This window comes from Salinibacterium sp. CAN_S4 (genome assembly GCF_015752305.1).
Classification (GTDB): Bacteria; Actinomycetota; Actinomycetes; order Actinomycetales; family Microbacteriaceae; genus Rhodoglobus.
In genome coordinates, this window is record NZ_JADOVB010000001.1 from 1042447 (window position 1) to 1062687 (window position 20241).

Annotated in this window: 18 protein-coding genes; 9 read left to right on the forward strand and 9 right to left on the reverse strand. The window is 65.9% G+C overall.

Annotated features, from left to right (window positions below; translation table 11 throughout):
• Positions 1-32 precede the first annotated feature (32 nt).
• The 3 genes from IWX81_RS05180 to IWX81_RS05190 are packed head-to-tail and all read left to right on the forward strand — an operon-like array spanning position 33 to position 3132.
• A complete protein-coding gene (locus tag IWX81_RS05180) occupies positions 33-1196 on the forward strand; it encodes a sensor histidine kinase (RefSeq protein ID WP_199280139.1) in 1164 nt (387 codons plus the stop codon).
• On the forward strand, positions 1193-2440 hold the full coding sequence (locus IWX81_RS05185) for a hypothetical protein (protein WP_199280140.1): 1248 nt from the start codon (positions 1193-1195) through the stop codon (positions 2438-2440). The genes IWX81_RS05180 and IWX81_RS05185 overlap by 4 nt, the downstream gene beginning before the upstream one ends.
• 20 nt (positions 2441-2460) lie before the next feature.
• Complete coding sequence (locus IWX81_RS05190; protein ID WP_199280141.1) at positions 2461-3132, forward strand: response regulator; 672 nt, start codon at positions 2461-2463, stop codon at positions 3130-3132.
• 30 nt (positions 3133-3162) lie between these two features.
• Here the strand turns inward: IWX81_RS05190 and IWX81_RS05195 are convergent, their stop codons facing one another.
• From IWX81_RS05195 to IWX81_RS05205, 3 genes are all read right to left on the reverse strand, one after another.
• Positions 3163-4455, reverse strand: coding sequence for an MFS transporter (locus IWX81_RS05195; protein WP_199280142.1), 1293 nt, complete (start codon positions 4453-4455; stop codon positions 3163-3165).
• A gap of 92 nt (positions 4456-4547) precedes the next feature.
• Positions 4548-4862 (reverse strand): thiamine-binding protein, encoded by a 315-nt coding sequence (locus tag IWX81_RS05200; protein WP_199280143.1) that lies wholly within the window; start codon positions 4860-4862, stop codon positions 4548-4550.
• A gap of 10 nt (positions 4863-4872) precedes the next feature.
• A complete protein-coding gene (locus IWX81_RS05205; protein WP_199280144.1) occupies positions 4873-6132 on the reverse strand; it encodes a glycosyltransferase 87 family protein in 1260 nt (419 codons plus the stop codon).
• A gap of 95 nt (positions 6133-6227) precedes the next feature.
• Here IWX81_RS05205 and IWX81_RS05210 point away from each other — a divergent pair, with 95 nt between their 5' ends.
• Genes IWX81_RS05210 through IWX81_RS05220 form a run of 3 tightly spaced genes read left to right on the forward strand, consistent with a single transcriptional unit; the run spans position 6228 to position 8698 of the window.
• Positions 6228-7067 carry an ABC transporter substrate-binding protein gene (locus IWX81_RS05210; RefSeq protein ID WP_199280145.1) on the forward strand — a complete coding sequence of 280 codons (840 nt, stop codon included), beginning with the start codon at positions 6228-6230 and terminating at the stop codon, positions 7065-7067.
• Positions 7068-7094: 27 nt separating this feature from the next.
• Positions 7095-7964: an amino acid ABC transporter permease gene (locus IWX81_RS05215; protein WP_199280146.1), complete on the forward strand. Its 870-nt coding sequence runs from the start codon at positions 7095-7097 to the stop codon at positions 7962-7964.
• Complete coding sequence (locus IWX81_RS05220; protein WP_199280147.1) at positions 7961-8698, forward strand: amino acid ABC transporter ATP-binding protein; 738 nt, start codon at positions 7961-7963, stop codon at positions 8696-8698. The genes IWX81_RS05215 and IWX81_RS05220 overlap by 4 nt, the downstream gene beginning before the upstream one ends.
• Before the next feature lie 5 nt (positions 8699-8703).
• Here IWX81_RS05220 and IWX81_RS05225 read toward each other — a convergent pair whose 3' ends face one another.
• Entirely contained in the window at positions 8704-9516 is an 813-nt protein-coding gene (locus IWX81_RS05225) for an ADP-dependent NAD(P)H-hydrate dehydratase (RefSeq protein WP_199280148.1), read from the reverse strand.
• A gap of 41 nt (positions 9517-9557) precedes the next feature.
• On the opposite strand from IWX81_RS05225, the gene IWX81_RS05230 reads away from it, so the two are divergent.
• Positions 9558-10175: an HAD-IA family hydrolase gene (locus IWX81_RS05230; RefSeq protein WP_199280149.1), complete on the forward strand. Its 618-nt coding sequence runs from the start codon at positions 9558-9560 to the stop codon at positions 10173-10175.
• Entirely contained in the window at positions 10172-11251 is a 1080-nt protein-coding gene (locus IWX81_RS05235; protein ID WP_199280150.1) for an NADH:flavin oxidoreductase/NADH oxidase, read from the forward strand. The genes IWX81_RS05230 and IWX81_RS05235 overlap by 4 nt, the downstream gene beginning before the upstream one ends.
• Here IWX81_RS05235 and IWX81_RS05240 read toward each other — a convergent pair.
• The 3 genes from IWX81_RS05240 to IWX81_RS05250 all read right to left on the reverse strand — a co-directional run bounded on the left by IWX81_RS05240 (position 11248) and on the right by IWX81_RS05250 (position 15183).
• The gene (locus IWX81_RS05240) at positions 11248-12282 is read right to left on the reverse strand and encodes a hemolysin family protein (protein WP_199280151.1); all 1035 of its coding nucleotides are present in this window, start codon (positions 12280-12282) and stop codon (positions 11248-11250) included. The genes IWX81_RS05235 and IWX81_RS05240 overlap by 4 nt on opposite strands.
• A complete protein-coding gene (locus tag IWX81_RS05245; protein ID WP_199280152.1) occupies positions 12282-13607 on the reverse strand; it encodes a hemolysin family protein in 1326 nt (441 codons plus the stop codon). Before IWX81_RS05245 ends, IWX81_RS05240 begins: the two co-directional genes overlap by 1 nt.
• Before the next feature lie 136 nt (positions 13608-13743).
• A complete protein-coding gene (locus tag IWX81_RS05250) occupies positions 13744-15183 on the reverse strand; it encodes a GuaB1 family IMP dehydrogenase-related protein (protein WP_199280153.1) in 1440 nt (479 codons plus the stop codon).
• Positions 15184-15317: 134 nt separating this feature from the next.
• Here IWX81_RS05250 and IWX81_RS05255 point away from each other — a divergent pair, with 134 nt between their 5' ends.
• Positions 15318-19121 carry a multifunctional oxoglutarate decarboxylase/oxoglutarate dehydrogenase thiamine pyrophosphate-binding subunit/dihydrolipoyllysine-residue succinyltransferase subunit gene (locus tag IWX81_RS05255; protein WP_199280154.1) on the forward strand — a complete coding sequence of 1268 codons (3804 nt, stop codon included), beginning with the start codon at positions 15318-15320 and terminating at the stop codon, positions 19119-19121.
• A gap of 148 nt (positions 19122-19269) precedes the next feature.
• Here the strand turns inward: IWX81_RS05255 and IWX81_RS05260 are convergent, their stop codons facing one another.
• Both IWX81_RS05260 and IWX81_RS05265 read right to left on the reverse strand, forming a co-directional pair.
• Positions 19270-19500 carry a zf-HC2 domain-containing protein gene (locus IWX81_RS05260; protein WP_199280155.1) on the reverse strand — a complete coding sequence of 77 codons (231 nt, stop codon included), beginning with the start codon at positions 19498-19500 and terminating at the stop codon, positions 19270-19272.
• On the reverse strand, positions 19497-20138 hold the full coding sequence (locus IWX81_RS05265; protein WP_199280156.1) for a sigma-70 family RNA polymerase sigma factor: 642 nt from the start codon (positions 20136-20138) through the stop codon (positions 19497-19499). Before IWX81_RS05265 ends, IWX81_RS05260 begins: the two co-directional genes overlap by 4 nt.
• Positions 20139-20241: the final 103 nt, after the last annotated feature.

The following is a 20241-nucleotide window of genomic DNA, read 5'->3' on the forward strand; positions in this document are numbered from 1 at the left end:
TTAGGGTCACACTATGGAACTATGAGCGATATATGGACCTCATAGCCAAGGAGCGCGACCGCCTGCTCCATCGCACAGCCCGGGTGTTCGGCCTGAGCTTCACCATCGTCTCCGTGATCTGCCTGAGCCTGCCCGGTTCCGTGGACCTCACGACGCTGGCTATCTGCGTGCCGCTCTACCTGATCCTCGGGGCTCTCCAGTTCATGATCGGCCGTAGCCGATCCCTGGGCTGGGTGACTGGCGCATTCCTCACCGGATTTCTCATCATCATCCTCGCGACGGCTCTTCCCGTCACCAGTCCCACCCCATCGGCGATCTCCGCCGTCACCCAGCTGGCCGGCGGATCCCTCGGGGCGACAGCGATCGTGCTGACGACGGATGCCGCCCGGCGGGTTGCGCTCGTCGCCGGGTTCGTCGTGGTCAGCCTCACGACCGCGCTCGTGACCCTGACCTCGCAGCCCATCTCCCGCACCCTCGGACTGATCGTGCTCGGGTGGACGCTCGCGTCACTCGTGGGTTTCTGGGTCAGCGCCGGAGTGCCGCAGGTCGCGCGCAGGATCGCGAGCATCGGCCGCGCACACCGGGCCGAGCGACAGGCCAGCGAGACTGAGGCCCAGCGCCGCCAGGGCGCCCGCCTGCTCCACGACACCGTACTTGCCACCCTCACCCTGCTCGCGCACTCCGGAGTCGGAGTAGCGCCTGCCGCCATGCGCCAGCAGTCCGCCGATGACGCACGTCTTCTTCGCCAGTTGCGCCTCGGTGCTACGCCGATCCCCCAGTCCTCGGGCAACTACAACCTCGAGAAGGTCGAAGAGACAGTTCTCGGCACGACTCTCGAATCGGTGAAGCAACGGTTCGGCCGCATGGGCCTCGAAGTGAGCTGGCACGGGACGGGCCAGGTTCTCCTCCCCAGCGAAGTGCTCGACGCGTTCCTGCTCGCCCTCGCCGAGTGTCTCGAAAACGTGCGAAGACACTCCGGCGTGACCGAAGCCCACGTCACGATCACCGACGATGAGACCACGGTGCGCGCGATGATCACGGATGCCGGCGTCGGGTTCCTGCTCGACGACGTCGACTCGGCACGGCTGGGCTTCAAAGAGTCGGTCGTCGGTCGGCTCAAAGAGGTCGGCGGCCGCGCTCGGTTGTTCTCGTCCCCGGGTTCGGGCACCACAGTGGTGCTGGAGGTGCCCAGATGACCTATTCGCCTCCAGAGGAGAACACTCTCGGCGTCATCCTCGGCCGCGGACGGCGCCGTGAGGCAGACGCCACGCGCCGGGTCATCCGGGCAGCCACTCCCCTCAGATCCAGCCTGGGAATCGGATTCATCGGGGTCGGGGCCGTCATCGTCGCTGGCCTGCTCGCCGTCTACGGGATCGTGTGGATGGTGGCGCAGTGGAACAACTATCCCGACCCACTCATCGCCCTCGCGGCGTGGGTCGTGCTGGTCGTCGTCGGTGTCACCGCCGTTCTCGTGTCGCGATCCATCGTCGGCGAGCTTCCCCACTGGATGTTCGCACTCTTCCTTCTCGGGCTCGCCATCACTATCGCCCTCGACTTCTACGCCATCTGGCCGCTGAACGACATCGGCCAGAGCGCCACGGCCTCGGTCGCGGCCGGTGCCGCCCTCCTGGTGGTGGTCGTGGTGAGACGAGCCACAGACATCCTCCTGTCAGCCATCGCGATCGGCCTGGTGTTCGCGGTCTGCATAGTGCTGAATTCGACGATCACGGCGGAGACGATCGCTCCGCAGATCACCACTCTCGCTCTCGCCGTGGTGCCCGCCGTCATCGGAGTGGTGCTCGTGCGCGGTTTCCGCAGGCTCGTCCAGGTCGAACTCGACAGGGTGCTCGTGCAGAGCACGGTGTCTGCACCCCGGTTCGCCGTGGGCATGATGGCATCGGAGGAGCTCGCGCGACTCGACCTCGCCGCAGAAGAACTGCTCGATGCCGTGTCGACGGGCCGCACGAAACTGCCCCTCGATCCGAAGACCGCCTCTGTCGCGGCATCCCTCGCCACCGAACTCAGGCTGCACCTCATCGAGGGCCGCCGGGAGACCTGGCTGTATCACGCCATCACGGAATCCGACCTGCTCGGAAAGGCCGTCACCCTCATCGACAAGGGGAGCCTCGCCGGTCTGCTCGACCCGCAGCAACGGGATGGACTCCTGTCATCTGTCTGGCTTCTCATCAACGACTCGGCCAAGAGCGCACCGCGTACCGTGCAGATCGCGGTGGGGCCCGTGACCGAATCGGTCGACACGGGTTATGGTCGCAAGATCACGATTCCGATCGTTCTCACCATCACGGGCATGGGCCGAAGCAAGGTAGACCCCGCCACGTGGGAAGCGCTGCGCAAGATCGGCCAGTACAGTGACTCCACGCAGAATTCCAGCCTGCAGGTACAGATTGCCTGCCTCGTCGACAACCCAGCAGACCAGTAATCGAAATAAGAGGACCCATCGTGACTGACCAGACCGATCGAATTCGCGTCGCACTCGTCGACGACCACAGGATGCTGCTCGGCGCCCTGACCGAATGGATCACCAACGCTGCCGACGACATCGACATGGTGGTGGCCGTTCCGACGTGGCCGGAGCTGATAACCCATCCAGAATTTCCCGTCGATGTGGTGCTGCTCGACCTCGACCTCAAAGACAACATCCCGGTATCGCTGAAGATCAACACCCTGCGCACCACCGGCGTGAAGGTCGTGCTGATGAGCACGTACTCCGAGCCGAACGTCGTGCGTGAGGCGCTCGGCGCCGGCGCCCTCGGCTACCTCGTGAAGAGCGAGGACGCCGGCATGATCGTCGAGGCGATCCGCGCGGCGTCCAAAGGTGAGTCGTTCGTCTCGGCCGAACTCGACCTCGCGCTCAACGCTGGCGAGATCGGTGGATCCCCCAAGCTCAGCGCACAGGAGCGCAGGGTCATGGCGCTGTATGGCGGCGGCGAGCCGGTCAAGGCCGTCGCGTTCCAGTTGAGCATCTCGGAGGAGACGGCCAAGAGCTACCTCAAGCGCATCCGAGAGAAGTATCGCGTCGCCGGCTTCGACGTGGGCACCAAGGTCGCCCTGCGTAAGCGCGCCATCGAAGACGGGATCCTCGTCGAGGCAGACCTGCCCCGCCAGTTCTAACCGGGTGGAGCCAGCTCTGACCCGGTAGAACTAGACCCGGACGTCGTCCGCGACGGGCTCTGCTTCGAGCGATGCCGACTGCACATCGGGGTGGGATTCGTGCCGATCAGCGCCCCGCTGCATCGCGAGGCTGATGAGTGCCAGTGCGACTCCGGGAACACACAGGAGCAGTCCCACCCAGGCCGGTGACAGGTAGCCGAAGCCGGCCGCAATGGTAACGCCGCCCAGCCACGCGCCAATACTGTTGCCGAGGTTGAGAGCCGAATGGTTGATCGCCGCGGCGAGCGTCTGGCTGTCGCCCGCGACATCCATCAGCCTGGTCTGGATGGCTGGGGACAGGGCTGCAGCGCCGCCGCCCACGAGGAACACGAACACGAACAGACCGACGGGGTGCTGGCCGGTGAGGGCGAGACCGGTGAGAGCAACGGCGAAGATACCGAAGCAGACGAACAGCGTGCCCATCACACTGTGATCGGCCGCCCGACCCCCGATCAGGTTGCCGATGGTCATGCCGATGCCGACGGCCACAAGGACGAATGGCACCACGCCCGGCTCCAGCCCCGTCACGTTCGTGGCCAGGGGCGAGATATAGGTGTACACGGCGAAGAATCCGCCGAAACCGACCGACCCGATGAGCAGCGCAAGCCATACCTGGGGTCGTGCGAAGGCCGTGAGTTCGCGTTTCATCGTGGCTCGAGGGTCACCCTGCTGCAGGGGAACGACGAGCGCCACGGCGACGAAGGTCAGCGCGAAGACGGCGGCGACCGCGAAGTACGCCACGCGCCAGCCGGCCTGCTGGCCGAGGTAAGTGATGGCCGGTACGCCGATGACGTTCGCGATGGTCAGACCGGAGAGGACGAGTGCGACCCCCCGGCCACGCTTTCCCGGCCCCATGAGGGACGCTGCGACGAGGGCCGCGATCCCGAAGTACGCGCCGTGCGGGAGAGCTGAGACGAAACGGGCGACGAGCACGAGTTCGAAGGTGGGAAGCAGGGCCGAGGCGATGGTGCCGAGCACGAACACTCCGACGCAGGCGAGCAGCAACTGCTTGCGCGGAAACCGAGCCGCCAACGCCGCTATGGTCGGTGCACCGACGACGACGCCGAGGGCATAAGCCGAGATCAGCCAGCCGGCCTTCGCGTTGGCCAGCTCGTGTGATTGCGCCCAGAGCCCGGGAAGCAGGTCTGCCGCCAGGTTCGGGAGCAGGCCCATCGCTACGAACTCGGTGAGCCCGATCCCGAATCCGCCGAGCGCCAGCGCAAGCAGGGCGAGCCGGGTGCGGTTCGCGCTGAGAGGCGTGGCGGTGGGGGGTGAGAGAGTCACGAGAGAGGCCGATCGACGAGGTTCCTGTGGTGCGCTCTCCGTCGAGCCCTCCTCATCATACGACCGATCCGGAAGAATCGAAACGATTCGATTCAGTCGAGATTGGCGTCGGCGATGGCTCGCTCGAGCCTCTCGACCTTGCCCGTGATCTCTCCGCTGTGCCCGGGGCGGATGTCGGCCTTCAGCACGAGCGAGACCCTGGTACCGAATGCGCCGACGGCCTCGGTGGCACGACGGATCACGTCGAACACCTCATCCCACTCCCCCTCGATCGTCGTGAACATCGAGTCCGTGCTGTTGGGCAGGCCGGAATCGCGCACCACCGTCACGGCGGCGGCGACCGCCGCGTGAACCGAGTCGCCCTCGCCCGATCCTCCGCTGGGCGCTACCGAAAAAGCTACGAGCATGATGACTCCTTTACTGGTCGACCGTCGATGGAGTAAGCCGTGATCGTGCGTCCTGCTGTGTAGGATGCCGCAGCCAGACCAGTGCCGTGACGGCCCAGCCGAGCAGCACGAACTCGAGCACGTTGCGTGCGGTCAAAGCGAGCAGCATGGCGGGATGCAACTCGATGAGGTATCCGTAGAGGTACGGGTAGATGATCTGCGTGAGGCCCGCGATCACGAGCGCGAGCGCGGCGGGGGTGCGGAACGCGACGCCGGCGGTAACCAGTCCGAGCACGATCGGCACCGCGATCCAGCCGATGAACTGGGGTGATCCGACCTTATTGAACGCGATGAGCGCCACCACCAGGGCGAGCGACAGCACGGGCAGAACGTCGGTCGCCAGCGCTCCACCTCGCACCGCCCTGATGCCGAGCACGAGAACAACGGCGACCACGATCACCAGCAGCGGAGTCATCACCGCTGAAGCGACATCCACTCCCACGCCCGTCACCTGGTAGGTGATGATCTGGCGGTCGAAGTACACGCTGGCGCCGGGCTGGCCGGAGAAGGCCGCCCACAGCCAGAAGGTCGTGAAGGGCGCCTCGATCTGCAACCCCCTGCCGGTCTGCTCGGTGATGAAGCTGAACACCTTCGCCCCGCTGCCGAGAACAAGGGCGACGATGACCACGATCGCCGAGACGACTACGCCGGAGAGGAGGATGCGGCTCCGGTGGCGCAGGGTGACGAGCGCGGCCGCGATGAGCACCGCGGGCCACACCTTCACCCACGTCGCGACCGCGAGCACCGCGCCGGCCGCGCGTGGACGCGTTGAAAGCAGCAACACACCGATGACGCCGAAGGAGACGGTGATGGCGTCGATGCGGGCGAGTGCGATCGGGCCGAGCAGCAGCAGGAACGCGAGCCACCACCATGCCCCGCGAATCCGCGGGCCGGCGACGAGGAAGGCGAAGCTCACTGCATTGATGATGACGACGAGCCCGACCCACGCAGCGACGTACTGGGTCGTGCCGAACACCGCCGCCGCGAGCATGGGAACGAGCGCCAGGATCGGGTAGACCCAGGCCGTGTCGATACCGACGACGACGCCGCCCCCGAGCGCCTGCTCGACCCACTGGCGGTAGACCCCCGAAACGTCGTTCATGCCGTCATGGCGGCCGTAGAGACACAACCACGCGAGCCAGCCGTGCACGAGCACGAATGCCAGCCAGATGGCAGTGCGGCTGGCGAGGATCCGGTTGCCGACGCGGGGTGAAGGCGTGGCATCCGTCATCCCGCAAGCGTATCCCGGTAACAAATCGACTCGGGTTCGCGAAGGCCGGTGAGGCTGCGGGATGATGAGAGCACACAGCATCCCGAAGGAGCACCATGCCCAGAACTACCCCACGAATCGTCGCCGCCGCCGGTGCCGCGGCACTCGCCCTGATCCTCGCAGCCTGCGCACCAGCGGGCGACTCGGCCGGCACCTCCGACAGTGGCTACGTCACCGACGGAAAGCTCACGATCGGCACCGGTCTGCCCGCCTACTACCCCTGGGTCATCGATGACGCCCCGGAGTCCGGTGAAGGATTCGAGGCGGCCGTTGCCTATGCGGTCGCCGACGAACTCGGTTTCGATAAGAGCGACGTCGTCTGGGTGCGATCCACCTTCGAGCAGGCCGTCGCTCCCGGCGCCAAAGACTTCGACGTCAACATCCAGCAGTTCTCGATAACCGAAGAACGCAAGGCCAACGTCGACTTCAGCTCGCCCTACTACGAGACCACCCAGGTGGTCATCACGACGGCCGCATCGAAGGCAGCGGATGCCACATCCATCGCCGACCTCAAGGGACTGCTGATCGGCGCCCAGACCGGCACCACGAGTTTCGACGCCGTGGAGCAGCAGATCGCGCCGACCGCGGGAGCCCAGGTGTTCAACACCAACGACGACGCGAAGCTCGCCCTGGAGAACGGCACAGTCGACGCGATTGTCGTCGACCTTCCCACCGCGTTCTACCTCACGGGCGTCGAGCTGACCGACGGACTCATCGTCGGCCAGCTGCCGCAGACCGAGGGTGATGGCGATGCTTTCGGCCTCGTGCTTTCCAAGGACAGCCCGCTCACGGCATCGGTCACCGCTGCGGTGGACGCCCTGCGCGAGAGCGGAAAGCTGCAGGAGCTCGCCGACACCTGGCTCTCCGACGCTGCTGACGCCCCGCCGCTCTCCTAGCCCTCGCGGCTCGGCTACCGTGGGATCGTGACAACCACGAACGCTCCGGCCCGGCAGCCGAGTTCCATCGAACTCGGTCGCCGGGCCTTCCGTCGTCGCCAGGGGCTGCGATCGGTCGGCATCAGCATCCTCAGCACCATCGTGCTGGCAACGGTCGCATGGCTCACCATCGTCAACACGCCCGGCTGGGCGCGCGTGCAGCAGACGTTCTTCGATCCGGTGGTAGCGCTCGAGTCGTTACCGCGCGTGTGGGATGGATTCCTGCTCAACCTGAGGGTGCTGTTGTTCGCCTCGGTCGGGGTGCTCGTGCTGAGCATGGCCATCGCCGCGATCCGCACCCTGCGAGGCCCCGTGTTCTTCCCGCTTCGCGCGATCGCGGCGGGATACACCGACCTGTTCCGCGGCATGCCGCTCATCATCACCCTGTACCTCGTCGGCTTCGGGATCCCGGGCCTGCTCGGCTCGACCGGTCCGCGCATCCCGTCCGAGGTGCTGGGGACCGTCGCGCTCGTGCTCACGTACTCGGCCTACGTTTCTGAAGTGTTCCGCGCGGGGATCGAGGCCGTGCATCCATCCCAGCGGCTCGCCGCCCGCGCTCTCGGCCTCAGCCATGGCAAGACGATGAGGCTCGTCGTGCTCCCCCAGGCCGTGCGCAAAGTGACGCCGGCGCTGATGAACGACTTCGTCGCCATGCAAAAAGACGTCGGGCTCATCTCGGTGCTCGGAGCGATCGACGCCGTGCGTGCCGCCCAGATCCAGACCGCGCAGTTCTTCAACTTCACCCCGTACGTCGTCGCCGGCCTGCTCTTCGTGCTGCTCGCGCTGCCGCTTATCCGCCTCACGGACTGGGTCTCGGCCCGGCTTCGACGCCGCGAGCAGATCGGGGGCATCGTATGAGCGACACCGTGCTGCGGCTCGAGAACATCCACAAGTCGTTCGGAGACACCGACGTGCTCCGCGGAATCGACCTCACGATCGACTCGCACGAGGTGCTCGCCCTCATCGGCGCCAGCGGCTCCGGCAAATCCACCCTGCTTCGCACCATCAACCTGCTCGAACAGGTCGATGACGGCCAGATCTGGCTGCGGGGCGTCGACATCAGCGACCCCGCCGTCAAACCGGATGCCGTTCGCGCGAGGATCGGTGCCGTCTTCCAGAGCTACAACCTGTTCCCGCACCTCAGCGTGCTCGACAACGTCACGCTCTCGTCCCGCCATGTGCACAGGATGCCCCCCGCCGAGGCCGACGCGCGCGGAATGGAGTTGCTCGAGCGCGTCGGCCTGGCCGCGCAGGCGACGTCCTTCCCCGACCGGCTCTCCGGCGGCCAGCAGCAGCGCGTGGCGATCGTGCGCGCCATCGCCACCAACCCCGAACTGCTGCTGCTGGACGAGATCACGAGCGCGCTCGACCCCGAACTCGTGACCGAAGTGCTCGATCTCGTGCGATCGTTGGCGGCCGACGGCACCACGATCGTCATGGCCACCCACGAGATGGCCTTCGCGCGGGATGTCGCGGACACCATCGTTTTCCTCGACCACGGGGTGATCGCCGAGAGTGGCAGCCCCGCCGAGGTGTTCGGCAGCCCCCGCGAGGCCCGCACGCGCGAGTTCCTCGCCCGCTTCCTCGACTGAGAGGGTCAGTCCCGCAGCAGCGCGGCGATCGTCGCGGGAACGGCGGCGGCGAGATCCAGGATCGTGAGCGGGCCGCCACCGGATGCCCGTTCCGCCGCGAGACCGTGCACCACCGCCGCGCTGGCTGCCAGCCGCGCGAGTTCGGCGGGGTCATCCTGAATCTGGCGGGAATGGGTCGCGACCAGCGCACCGAGGATTCCCGCGAGTGCATCCCCAGCACCCGCCGTCGCTAGCCAGCTCGGAGCTGAGGCAGCGCTCAGGGAGATGCCCGGCCCCGCGATGTAGGTGGTGTGGCCTTTGAGCAACACGGTCACCCCGAGGTCGTCGGCGGCGCGCCGCGCCCATCCGGCGGGGTCGGCCGCGATGTCAGCACGGTCGGCGTCCAGTAGCCTCGCCAGCTCGCGGAAGTGCGGCGTCACGATGACGGGACCGGCGGCGCGGTCGTGGAGGTCGAGGGCTCCCCCATCGAGCACGACCGGGACCGGTTGCGCGAGTGCGTCCACCATCTGCGCGAGGCTCTCACGTTCGATGTGGTCCATGCCGGAGCCCATCAGCCAGGCCTGCACGCGACCATCGCTGGTCACGGCCTCAGGCCTGCGCTGCAATACGAGCCCTGCCGCCCGTTCCGGTCCGAGATAGCGCACCATCCCCACGCCGGTGCGGAGCGCGGATTCCACCCCGATCACGGCAGCTCCCGGGTACATGCTCGAGCCGGTGATCATTCCCAGCACGCCTCGCGAATACTTGTCGTCGCGCTGCAGGGGCACCGCGATCCGTCCGGCGCAGTCGCGGGCGGTCCATACGGTGTAGGTGCTCATGGGCCCACGTTAGTTCGAATGAATGGCGATAGTTTGGACCAATGGCCATCAGCATCCCGAACCGCACAGTCGTTTTCGATTACGGCGAGGTGATTTCCCGGTCGCCCAGCAAGGACGACACGGATGCCGTGCTCGCGATCTCGGGGTGCGAAGCCGAACCGTTTTGGGCCGCGTACTGGGCGAACCGCGACGGGCTCGACCAGGGCACCATCAGCATCCCCGAATACTGGGCGCTGGTCGCGGCGGAACTCGGTGTCTCGTGGCGCGCATCCCGCGTGCACGAACTCTGGGTCGCCGACTTCCGCAGCTGGTGGAGCGCAGAGCCGGGCACCGTCGACCTGATCGAGGAGCTGCACGACGGCGGCACGAGGCTCGCGATCCTCTCCAACGCCGGCTTCGACTTCTCCAGCGGATTCAGGCGCTCCCCGATGGGCAGCTTCTTCGAGCGCGTCTTCGTCAGCGCAGAGATGGACGCGATCAAGCCAGACCCCGCAATCTATTCCGAGGTCGCGCGCGAGCTCGGAATCGAGCTCGGCGAGATGATCTTCATCGACAACAAGTCCGTCAACACCGATGCCGCGGCCGAACTCGGGGTGACGACACATCATTTCACCGGTGTGGAACACCTGGATGCCTTCCTGCGTTCACTCCAGGCATGAGCACCCTCTTCTCCCCCCTCTCCCTTCGGGGCACCACCTTCCGCAACCGGCTGTGGGTCGCGCCCCTGTGCCAATACTCGGTCGAGAAGCGGGATGGCGTGCCGACCGACTGGCATCTCGTCCATCTCGGATCGTTCGCACTGGGCGGCGCCGGGCTTGTGATGACCGAAGCCACGGCGGTGAACGCCGAGGGGCGCATCTCCCCGCAGGACACGGGCATCTGGAATGCCGAGCAGCGTGAGGGCTGGAAGCCGGTCACGAGCTTCATCAGGTCACAGGGTGCCGTAGCCGGTATGCAGCTCGCCCACGCCGGCCGCAAGGCGTCGACCGCTCGCCAGTGGGACCACCACCGAGGCACCTGGTCGGTCGACGACGGCGGATGGCCGACCGTCGCCCCCTCCGCTGTCGCCTTCGAGGGCTACGACACCCCGCGCGCGCTCGACGCCGCTGAGCTCCCGGGAATCGTCGCCGACTTCGCAGCTGCTGCTGTCAACGCCATCGATGCCGGATTCCAGTTGCTCGAGATCCACGCCGCGCACGGCTACCTCGTGCACCAGTTCCTGTCGCCGCTGTCGAACCTGCGCACCGACGAGTACGGCGGAAGCCTCGAGAACCGCGCCAGACTCCTCGTGGAGATCGTGACAGCGGTCCGTGCTGCCGTGGGCGACGACGTTCCGATCCTCGTCAGATTTTCGGCTACCGACTGGGCCGAGGGCGGCTGGGATGAAGAACAGACATCGGTCGTCGCCGGTTGGGCTCAGGATGCCGGAGCCGACTTCTTCGACATCTCGACCGGCGGCCTCGTCAGTGGGGTGCGGATTCCCCTGAGCCCCGGCTACCAGGTGCCGTTCGCCGAGTTCGTTCACACCAACGTGGATGCACCGGTGAGCGCCGTCGGACTCATCACCGAAGCCCGGCAGGCCAACGACATCATCGAGTCGGGCAAGGCCGATGCGGTGATGATGGGGCGCGGGATGATGCGCGATCCGCACTTCGCGTGGCGAGCGGCCGCCGAACTCGGGGTCGAGCTGGACTACTACCCGCCGCAGTACGAAAGGGCGCGCTACTCCCTCTAGCGGCGCCTCGTCGCGTCCTGGACCTCGCCGACCAGCTCTTCGATGATGTCCTCGAGGAACAGCACCCCCTGGGTCGCGCCACTCTCGTCGAATGCCCGAGCCACGTGCACGCCGGAGCGTCGCATCGTGGCGAGGGCGTCTTCGAGGTCCGTTCCGCGGTAGACAGAGATCAGCTGGCGGATCCGTTTCGGCGGAACGGGCTCGGCGAACTCGTCGCTGTCGATGTCGATGACGTCCTTGAGGTGCAGGTAGCCGGTCGGCTCGCCATCGTCGTCGACGAGGATGTAGCGCGAGAATCCGTGCTTCGACACCGACTTCTCGACGTCGGCCGGGGTGGCCGCCTCGGAGAGCGTGACGATGGAATCCATCGGGATCGCGACATCCTGCACCTTCTTCGAGGTGAACTCGAACGCCGCGTTGAGCGTGCCGCCCGAGTCGCTCAGCACGCCCTCCCGCGTCGACTGGGCGGCGATGTTGGCCACCTCGTCGAGAGTGAAGACGCTGTTCGCCTCGTTCTTGGGTTCCACCCCGAACAGGCGCAGGATGCCGTTCGCCGTCGCGTTGAGAGCGACGATGATCGGGCGGAAGACGGTGGCGACAAAGACGAGCGGCGTCGCCAGCACCAGGACGGCGCGATCCGGAATGGAGAACGACAGGTTCTTCGGCACCATCTCGCCGAGCACCACGTGAAGGAACGACACGATCAGCAGCGCGACGATGAACGCGATGGTGCTGATCACCTCTTCGGGAAGTCCTGTGAGTGCGAGAGGGATCTCCAGCAGGTGGTGGATCGCGGGCTCGGACACGTTCAGGATGAGCAGCGAACAGACAGTGATTCCCAGCTGGCATGCCGCGAGCATGAGGGTGGCATGTTCCATCGCCCAGAGCGCGGTCTTTGCCGGCCGGGATCCCGCGTCCGCGAGGGGCTCGATCTGCGAGCGCCGGGCGGAGATGACGGCGAATTCTGCGCCAACGAAGAAGGCGTTCACGGCGAGCAGCACGAAAAGCCAGACGATTCCCCAGACGTCCATCAGGCGTCACCCCGATCGGTCGTTGCGGCATCGAGGACCGGGGCCGGCGTATACCGAACCCTGTCGATCCTGCGGCCATCGAGCCTCTCGATCCTGAAAATGCCTGCCTCGACTTCGATCGTGTCTCCCACGGTGGGCAATCGCCCGAGTTCGCTCATCAACCAGCCGGCGACCGTCTCGTACGGTCCGTCCTCCGGCACCTGTACCGAGGTCCGTTCGAGCAGTTCGTCTGGGCGGAGAATTCCCGGGAAGGTGAACCAGTCACGCGATCGCACGACGTCGGCCTTGGTGCGGTCGTGCTCGTCGGATACCTCACCCACGAGTTCCTCGACGAGGTCTTCGAGGGTGGCAACGCCCGCGGTTCCGCCGTACTCGTCCAGCACGACGGCCATCTGGTAGCCGCGACCCCTGAGCTCGGCGAGCAGGGTATCCAGCTTCATCGTCTCGGGAACCCGCAGGGCATCGGACTGCAGCGCAGACACCGGCACCTTCGACCGCTTCTTTCGGGGAACCGCGACGGCCTGCTTCACGTGCACGAATCCGACGACGTCATCGATGCTGTCGTCGAGCACGGGAAACCGGGAGAATCCGGTGCGGCGCGCGAGGTCGATGACATCCTGAGCTGACTCCGTGCGATCGATGCTGGCGAGCCTCGGTCGCGGTGTCATGACATCCTGCGCCGTGTGATCGGCGAACGCGAGGGTTCGCGCGAGCAGGGTCGCGGTGTCACGATCGAGGCTTCCCTCGCTCGCTGAGCGGCGTACGAGGGAGGTGAGTTCCTCGGCCGTGCGTGCGCCGGACAGTTCTTCCTTCGGCTCGATACCGACGGCGCGCAGGATGCCGTTGGCCGAGTTGTTCAGCAGGCTCACGGCAGGCTTGAACACGGCTGTGAACACGACCTGGAATGGCACCACGATCTTGCCGGTGGCCCGGGGCAGGGCGAGGGCGAAGTTCTTGGGCACGAGCTCGCCGATGATCATCGACAACAGGGTGGCCACGGTGATCGCGACGATGGTCGAGACGACGGGCACCACCGCCTCGGGCAGGAAGGTCAGCAGCGGCGGCGTCAGGAAGGAACTGAACGCCGGCTCGAGCGTGTAGCCCGCGAGCAGCGTCGTCAGCGTGATGCCGAGTTGCGCGCTCGAGAGATGGGTCGACGTCTTCTTGAGCGCCGAGATCACTATGCCGAGTCCCCGTTCGCCACGGGACTCACGCAGCTCGAGGTCCGACCTGTCGAGATTGACCAGGGCGAACTCGGAGGCGACGAAGAAGCCCGTGCCGATGGTCAGCAGGATGCCGATGCCGAGCAGAAGCAGATCACTCATGAAAGTTCGACGATCGAATGCGAACAGGGCGAGCGGTCTGCGAGGGCACCAACGGGAGGGCGGCTACTGGGAGGGTCGTCCATTATCTGATCAAGTGTACCGGTGGACGGGCCGAATGGCTTGCCCTGTCGGCGCGCTACCAGCTGACCGGCAGCGCCTTACCTTCTTCGTACCCCGCGGCCGACTGCACCCCGACCAGCGCTCGTTCGTGAAACTCGGAGAGGTCGGTCGCTCCCGCGTAGCTCAGCGAACTCCGCACTCCGGACGTGATCATGTCCAGCAGGTCTTCGAGGGACGGGCGAAGCGGGTCGAGGTAGATCTTCGAACTCGAGATGCCCTCGGCGAAGAGGGTCTTGCGGGCGAGTTCGTACGCGTCGAGCCGGTCGAACCGCTCCCTGACGGCCTTGGTGGATGCCATACCCCAGCTCTCCTTGTAGGCGCGGCCCTGCTCATCCCGCGCGAGGGTGCCCGGCGCTTCGATGGTTCCCGCGAACCACGAGCCGATCATCACGGATGCAGCCCCCGCAGCGAGCGCGAGGGCGACGTCCCGCGGATACCGCACGCCGCCATCGGCCCAGACGTGAGCGCCGAGGCGCGTGGCCTCGGTGGCGGTCTCGAGCACCGCGGAGAACTGTGGTCGGCCCACCGCCGTCATCATCCGCGTCGTGCACATCGCTCCCGGTCCCACTCCGACCTTCACGATCGTCGCGCCCGCGCCCACCAGGTCGCGCACCGCGCTCGCGGAGACGACGTTGCCGGCGACGATGGGCAGGCCGAGATCGAGCGCGGCAACGGCGGCGATGGCACGCACCATGCCGTCCTGGTGCCCGTGGGCGGTATCGATGACTATGACATCGGCACCGGCTTCGGCGAGCGCTCGCGCTGTTCCCGCGGGATCCCCGTTGATGCCGACAGCGGCAGCGACGGACAGCCTGCCCTGCGAATCGAGCGCTGGCGAATACAGCGTCGAGCGCAGCGCATTCGTGCGGCTGAGGGTTCCGACGACCTTCCCCTCGTGCATGACCGGCGCGAACTCGATGTCGGCGTTGACCATCAGGTCGAAGGCGGCGCGGGGTCCGTCGAGCTCGTCGAGGTCGAGCGACGCCATCCGCTGTCCCAGAAGATCACCGAGCGGGGCATCCGGAAGCGCGTGGGCGAGCCGCTCCGCCGGAATCACGCCGAGAAACTCGCCGTGCTGATCGTGGATGACGATCCCGTGACCGGCGGCGGGTGGCAGAAGCGTGAGCGCCGTGGCGACGGTGTCGCTGGGCGCGAGGATGACGGCGGCGTCGAAGCCGATCGGTTGCTTCTTCACCCATCGGATGGCGGCATCCCTGTCCTGGTGATGCATGTCCTGCGGCAGCACACCGAGCCCGCCACGCCTCGCGAGAGTGGCCGCCAGCCGCGGGCCTGTCACGGAATTCATGTTCGCGGAGACGATCGGAATGCTCGCGGCTGTGCCGTCCTGGGGTGCGAGAGAGACGTCGAGCCGGCTACCCACCGCAGATCGCGACGGCACGAGGAACACGTCGGAATACGTGAGGTCATGGGTCGGCGTCGTTTCATAAAATCGCATGAACTTAACGCTAGACCCCACTCAGTCGGGTCTGCGGGCGAGGGGCAAAAGCGATTACGCTTGCAGCGGTGTGCTCCATGCCGGGCAACCACAGGATTAAGACCTCAAGTAGAAGTGAAAGTGGGCGGTCAGCCGTGTCAAGCCAAGTGACCGGAATCGCAGCAGAGGGTGACTCCTCGAGCGAATTCGGAGCCAACGAATGGCTCGTTGACGAGATGTACGAGCTTTACCTGAAGGACAAGAACCTGGTCGACAAGACCTGGTGGCCCGTGCTCGAGAACTACCACAGCACCGTCACCTCGCCAGCCACGGCTGACGCCCTGGATTCGTCGGCGGTGGGAGGCGAACCCCAGATTCCCGTGGAGGTAGCCGAGGAAGCTCCGGCAGACACCGCTGGACCAGCGTCTGACACCGCACCGACGGCTCCCATCGCGCCCGCTGGCGCCACTCCCCCTACCGGCAGCCAGCCCGTCGCCAAAACCACGTCGGTGCAGGCGAAGCCGCAACCGATTCCCGCGCAGGCACCAGCAGCTCCGGACGCCGCAACCGCGGCTGCAGCAGAGCCGGAAAACACCGTCGCGACGCTGAAGGGCGCCTCGAAAGCACTCGCATCCAACATGGATTCGAGCCTCACCGTTCCCACGGCGACGAGCGTGCGCACCATCCCCGCGAAGCTGATGATCGACAACCGCATCGTCATCAACAACCATCTCAAGCGCACCCGCGGCGGCAAGGTCTCGTTCACACACCTGATCGCCTGGGCGATCGTGCAGACGATCAAGGAATTCCCGAGCCAGAACGTCTACTACGACGAGCCCGACGGCAAGCCCTCGGTCGTCACGCCCGCCCACATCAACCTCGGCATCGCGATCGATATCCCGAAGCCGGATGGCACCCGCTCCCTCGTGGTCCCCGGCATCAAGCGCGCCGACACCATGGGCTTCGGTGACTTCCTCGTGGCCTACGAGGATGTCGTCGCCCGCGGTCGCGCGAACAAGCTCACCGGCGCCGACTACGCCGGAAACACGATCTCTCTCACGAACCCCGGTGGAATCGGCACCGAGCACTCGGTTCCCCGCCTCATGCGCGGCGCAGGAACCATCGTCGGTGCCGGAGCGCTCGAATACCCGGCAGAGTTCCAGGGTGCGAGCCCGAAGACCCTCGCTGAGCTCGCCATCGGCAAGACCATCACCCTGACCAGCACCTATGACCACCGCGTCATCCAGGGTGCCGGATCGGGCGAGTTCCTGAAGAAGATCCACGAGCGCCTCATCGGCCAGCACTCCTTCTATGAGGACATCTTCGCGGCACTGCGCATTCCGTACGACCCGATCCACTGGGCCGCCGACATCAACGTCGACACCGCTGACAGCGTCGGCAAGGTCGCCAGGGTGCAGGAGCTCATCAACTCGTTCCGCGTTCGCGGCCACCTGATGGCAGACACGGATCCGCTCGAATATCGCCAGCGTTCACACCCCGACCTCGACATCTCGAGCCACGGTCTCACCTTCTGGGACCTGGACCGCGAGTTCGTGACCGGCGGTCTCGGCGGCAAGCGTTCAGCCCTGCTGCGCGACATCCTCGGCATGATGCGGGACGCATACTGCCGCACCGTCGGCGTGGAATACATGCACATCCAGGATCCTGAGCAGCGCCGCTGGATCCAGGAGCACATCGAGAAGCCGTACTCCAAGCCGAGCCACGATGACCAGATGCGCATCCTGGGCAAGCTCAACGAGGCTGAGGCTTTCGAGACCTTCCTGCAGACCAAGTACGTCGGCCAGAAGCGATTCAGTCTCGAAGGTGGCGAATCGACCATCGCGCTGCTGGATGCCGTCATCCAGAAGGCCGCGGAAGAGAACCTCGAAGAGGTCGCCATCGGCATGGCCCACCGCGGTCGACTGAGCGTGCTGACGAACATCGCCGGCAAGACCTACGGCCAGATCTTCCGCGAGTTCGAGGGAACCCAGGATCCCCGCACCGTTCAGGGATCCGGCGATGTGAAGTACCACCTCGGCACCGAGGGGACATTCACGAGCGCATCAGGCAAGCAGATCCCTGTCTACCTCGCCGCCAATCCCTCCCACCTCGAGGCCGTGGACGGCGTGCTCGAGGGAATCGTCAGGGCCAAGCAGGATCGCCGCCCCGTCGCCTCGTACACGGTGCTCCCGATCATGGTCCACGGCGACGCGGCCATGTCAGGGCAGGGCATCGTGGTCGAGATCCTGCAGATGTCGCAGCTTCGCGCGTACCGCACCGGCGGCACCATCCACGTGAACATCAACAACCAGGTCGGGTTCACCACCCCGCCGGCCGAGGGTCACACGTCGACCTACTCCACGGATGTCGCGAAGACCATCCAGACTCCGATCTTCCACGTCAACGGCGATGACCCTGAAGCCGTCGTCCGCGTGGCGGAGCTCGCTTTCGCCTACCGCCAGCAGTTCCACCGCGATGTCGTGATCGACCTGGTCTGCTACCGCAGGCGCGGGCACAACGAGGGCGACGACCCGTCGATGACCCAGCCGCTGATGTACAACCTGATCGAAGCCAAGCGTTCGGTTCGAACTCTCTACACCGAGGGACTCGTCGGTCGTGGCGACATCACGCAAGAAGAGTACGAAGCGAGCCACCTCGACTTCCAGGATCGGCTCGAGCGGGCATTCGCCGAGACCCACGCTGCCCAGACCGGATCCATGCCGATCATCCGCGCTGATGGCACGGCTGTCGCCGACCTCGAAAAGCCGGAGTCGCAGCGCGAGGAGGCCGCAGGCGAGCCCGCGACCACCGGTGTTGACGAGTCGGTCATCCGCCTGATCGGTGACGCCCACGCGAACCCGCCAGCCGGATACACGGTCCACAACAAGCTGCAGGCCCTGCTGAAAAAGCGGTTCGACATGAGCCGCAACGGCTCGGTCGACTGGTCCATGGGTGAGCTGTTCGCTCTCGGCTCCGTGCTGCTCGAGGGCACGCCCGTGCGCATGGTCGGCCAGGACACCCGCCGCGGCACCTTCGTGCAGCGCCACGCTGTGCTGCACGATCGCGAGAACGGCCAGGAATGGCTACCCCTCGGCAACCTCGCCGACTCGCAGGCGCGACTGTGGATCTACGACTCCCTGCTGAGCGAGTACGCGGCTCTCGGCTTCGAATACGGCTACTCGGTCGAACGCCCCGATGCACTCGTTCTCTGGGAAGCACAGTTCGGCGACTTCGCCAACGGAGCCCAAACCGTCATCGACGAGTTCATCGCGAGCGCCGAGCAGAAGTGGGGCCAGCGTTCGAGCGTGGTCATGCTGCTGCCGCACGGCTATGAGGGCCAGGGACCCGACCACTCGTCGGCTCGCATCGAGCGCTACCTCCAGCTGTGTGCCGAGAACAACATGACAGTGGCGCGTCCGTCGACTCCGGCGTCGTACTTCCACCTTCTGCGTCGCCAGGCCTACATGCGCCCACGCCGGCCGCTCGTGGTCTTCACGCCGAAGGCCATGCTGCGACTGCGTGGCGCCACCAGCGAGATCAGCGACTTCACACAGGGCCGCTTCGAGCCGGTGCTCGATGACAACAGGATCGCCGACAAGTCGGCCGTGAAGCGGGTCGTGCTGACCGCAGGCAAAATCTACTACGACATCATCGCCGAACTCGACAAGCGCGAAGACTCGTCGATCGCCGTCGTGCGCATGGAGCAGTTCTACCCGCTGCCCATCCAGGAGATCAATGCGGCGCTCAGCCAGTACCCGAATGCCGACATCGTGTGGACCCAGGATGAACCGGAGAACCAGGGCGCCTGGCCGTTCATCTGCCTCGAGCTCGCGCGCTACCTGAAGGGTCGCACCATCAAGGTCGCCTCCCGCAAGGCGTCAGCGTCGCCAGCGACGGGATCGTCGAAGCGCAGCGCCCAGGAACAGGCCGACCTCATCGAGCGTGCCCTCGCGATCTAAGTACCAGGGCTCAGCCCTCGAGTGTTCCGCTTCTGCTGCTCGGCTTCACGCCGGAGTGGCAGAAGCGGAACACTCAGCGCAACGGTGTCACGTCCACGGTCAGCCCTATCTATGTGAGCGGCTCGCTCACCCGGGCTGCTCATGAAGATCAGGCGTTCGACAGGCGCGAGCGCACTGCCGCGAGCAGCTCCTCTGGGGCCGTCTCCTGGCAGGCCTGGCGCACCTTGAGGGTGAGCGCGAGGCCGACGAGGTGCTCGCTCGAGCAGTCGTCACAGTTCTCGATGTGCTCGGCGACGTCAGCGGCATCCTGGATGCTCAGCTCACGGTGAAGGTATTCCTCGAGTTCGGCTTTGGCTTTGTCGCAACCGCAATCGGTCATGATGTGCTCCTGGTGGTCGTAGCGACGGGTTCAGCGGCGGTGATGCCCCGGTCGCGGGCGTAATCTGCGAGTGATTCGCGCAGCATCCGTCGACCGCGATGAAGGCGACTCATCACGGTTCCGACGGGGGTCTTCATGATGTCGGCGATCTCCTGATAAGAGAACCCTTCGACATCGGCGAAGTAGACGGCGAGCCTGAAATCCTCAGGAATCGCCTGAAGGGCGTTTTTGACCGCGCTGTCCGGCAGGTGGTCGATGGCTTCGGCTTCGGCTGATCTCGTCGAGGTCGACTGCGTGACGGATTCAGCGCCGCCCATCTGCCAGTCCTCGAGGTCATCGATGGTGCCCTGGTACGGGTTTCGCTGGTTCTTGCGGTAACTGTTGATGAACGTGTTGGTCTGGATGCGGTACAGCCAGGCCTTCAGGTTCGTTCCCTGCTGGAACTGCCCGAACGCCTGGAACGCCTTCACGAAGGTTTCCTGAACGAGGTCGGCCGCGTCGGAGGGATTGCGGGTCATCCGCATCGCTGCCGCATACAGCTGGTTCATGAAGGGCAGCGCCTGCTCCTCGAAGAGGTCGCGCTTGGCGGCCGCTTCTGTGGCTTTCGCTTCGTCGGTTGTTGCGTCGTCGTTTGGCATCAGGGCTAATTCTAGATCGCCAAGCACCGACGTGACCGGCCTCTCGGCGAGTGCGGTTCTCACGAATGACCACCTGCTTCCCGGATGTGACGTCATTTACTGT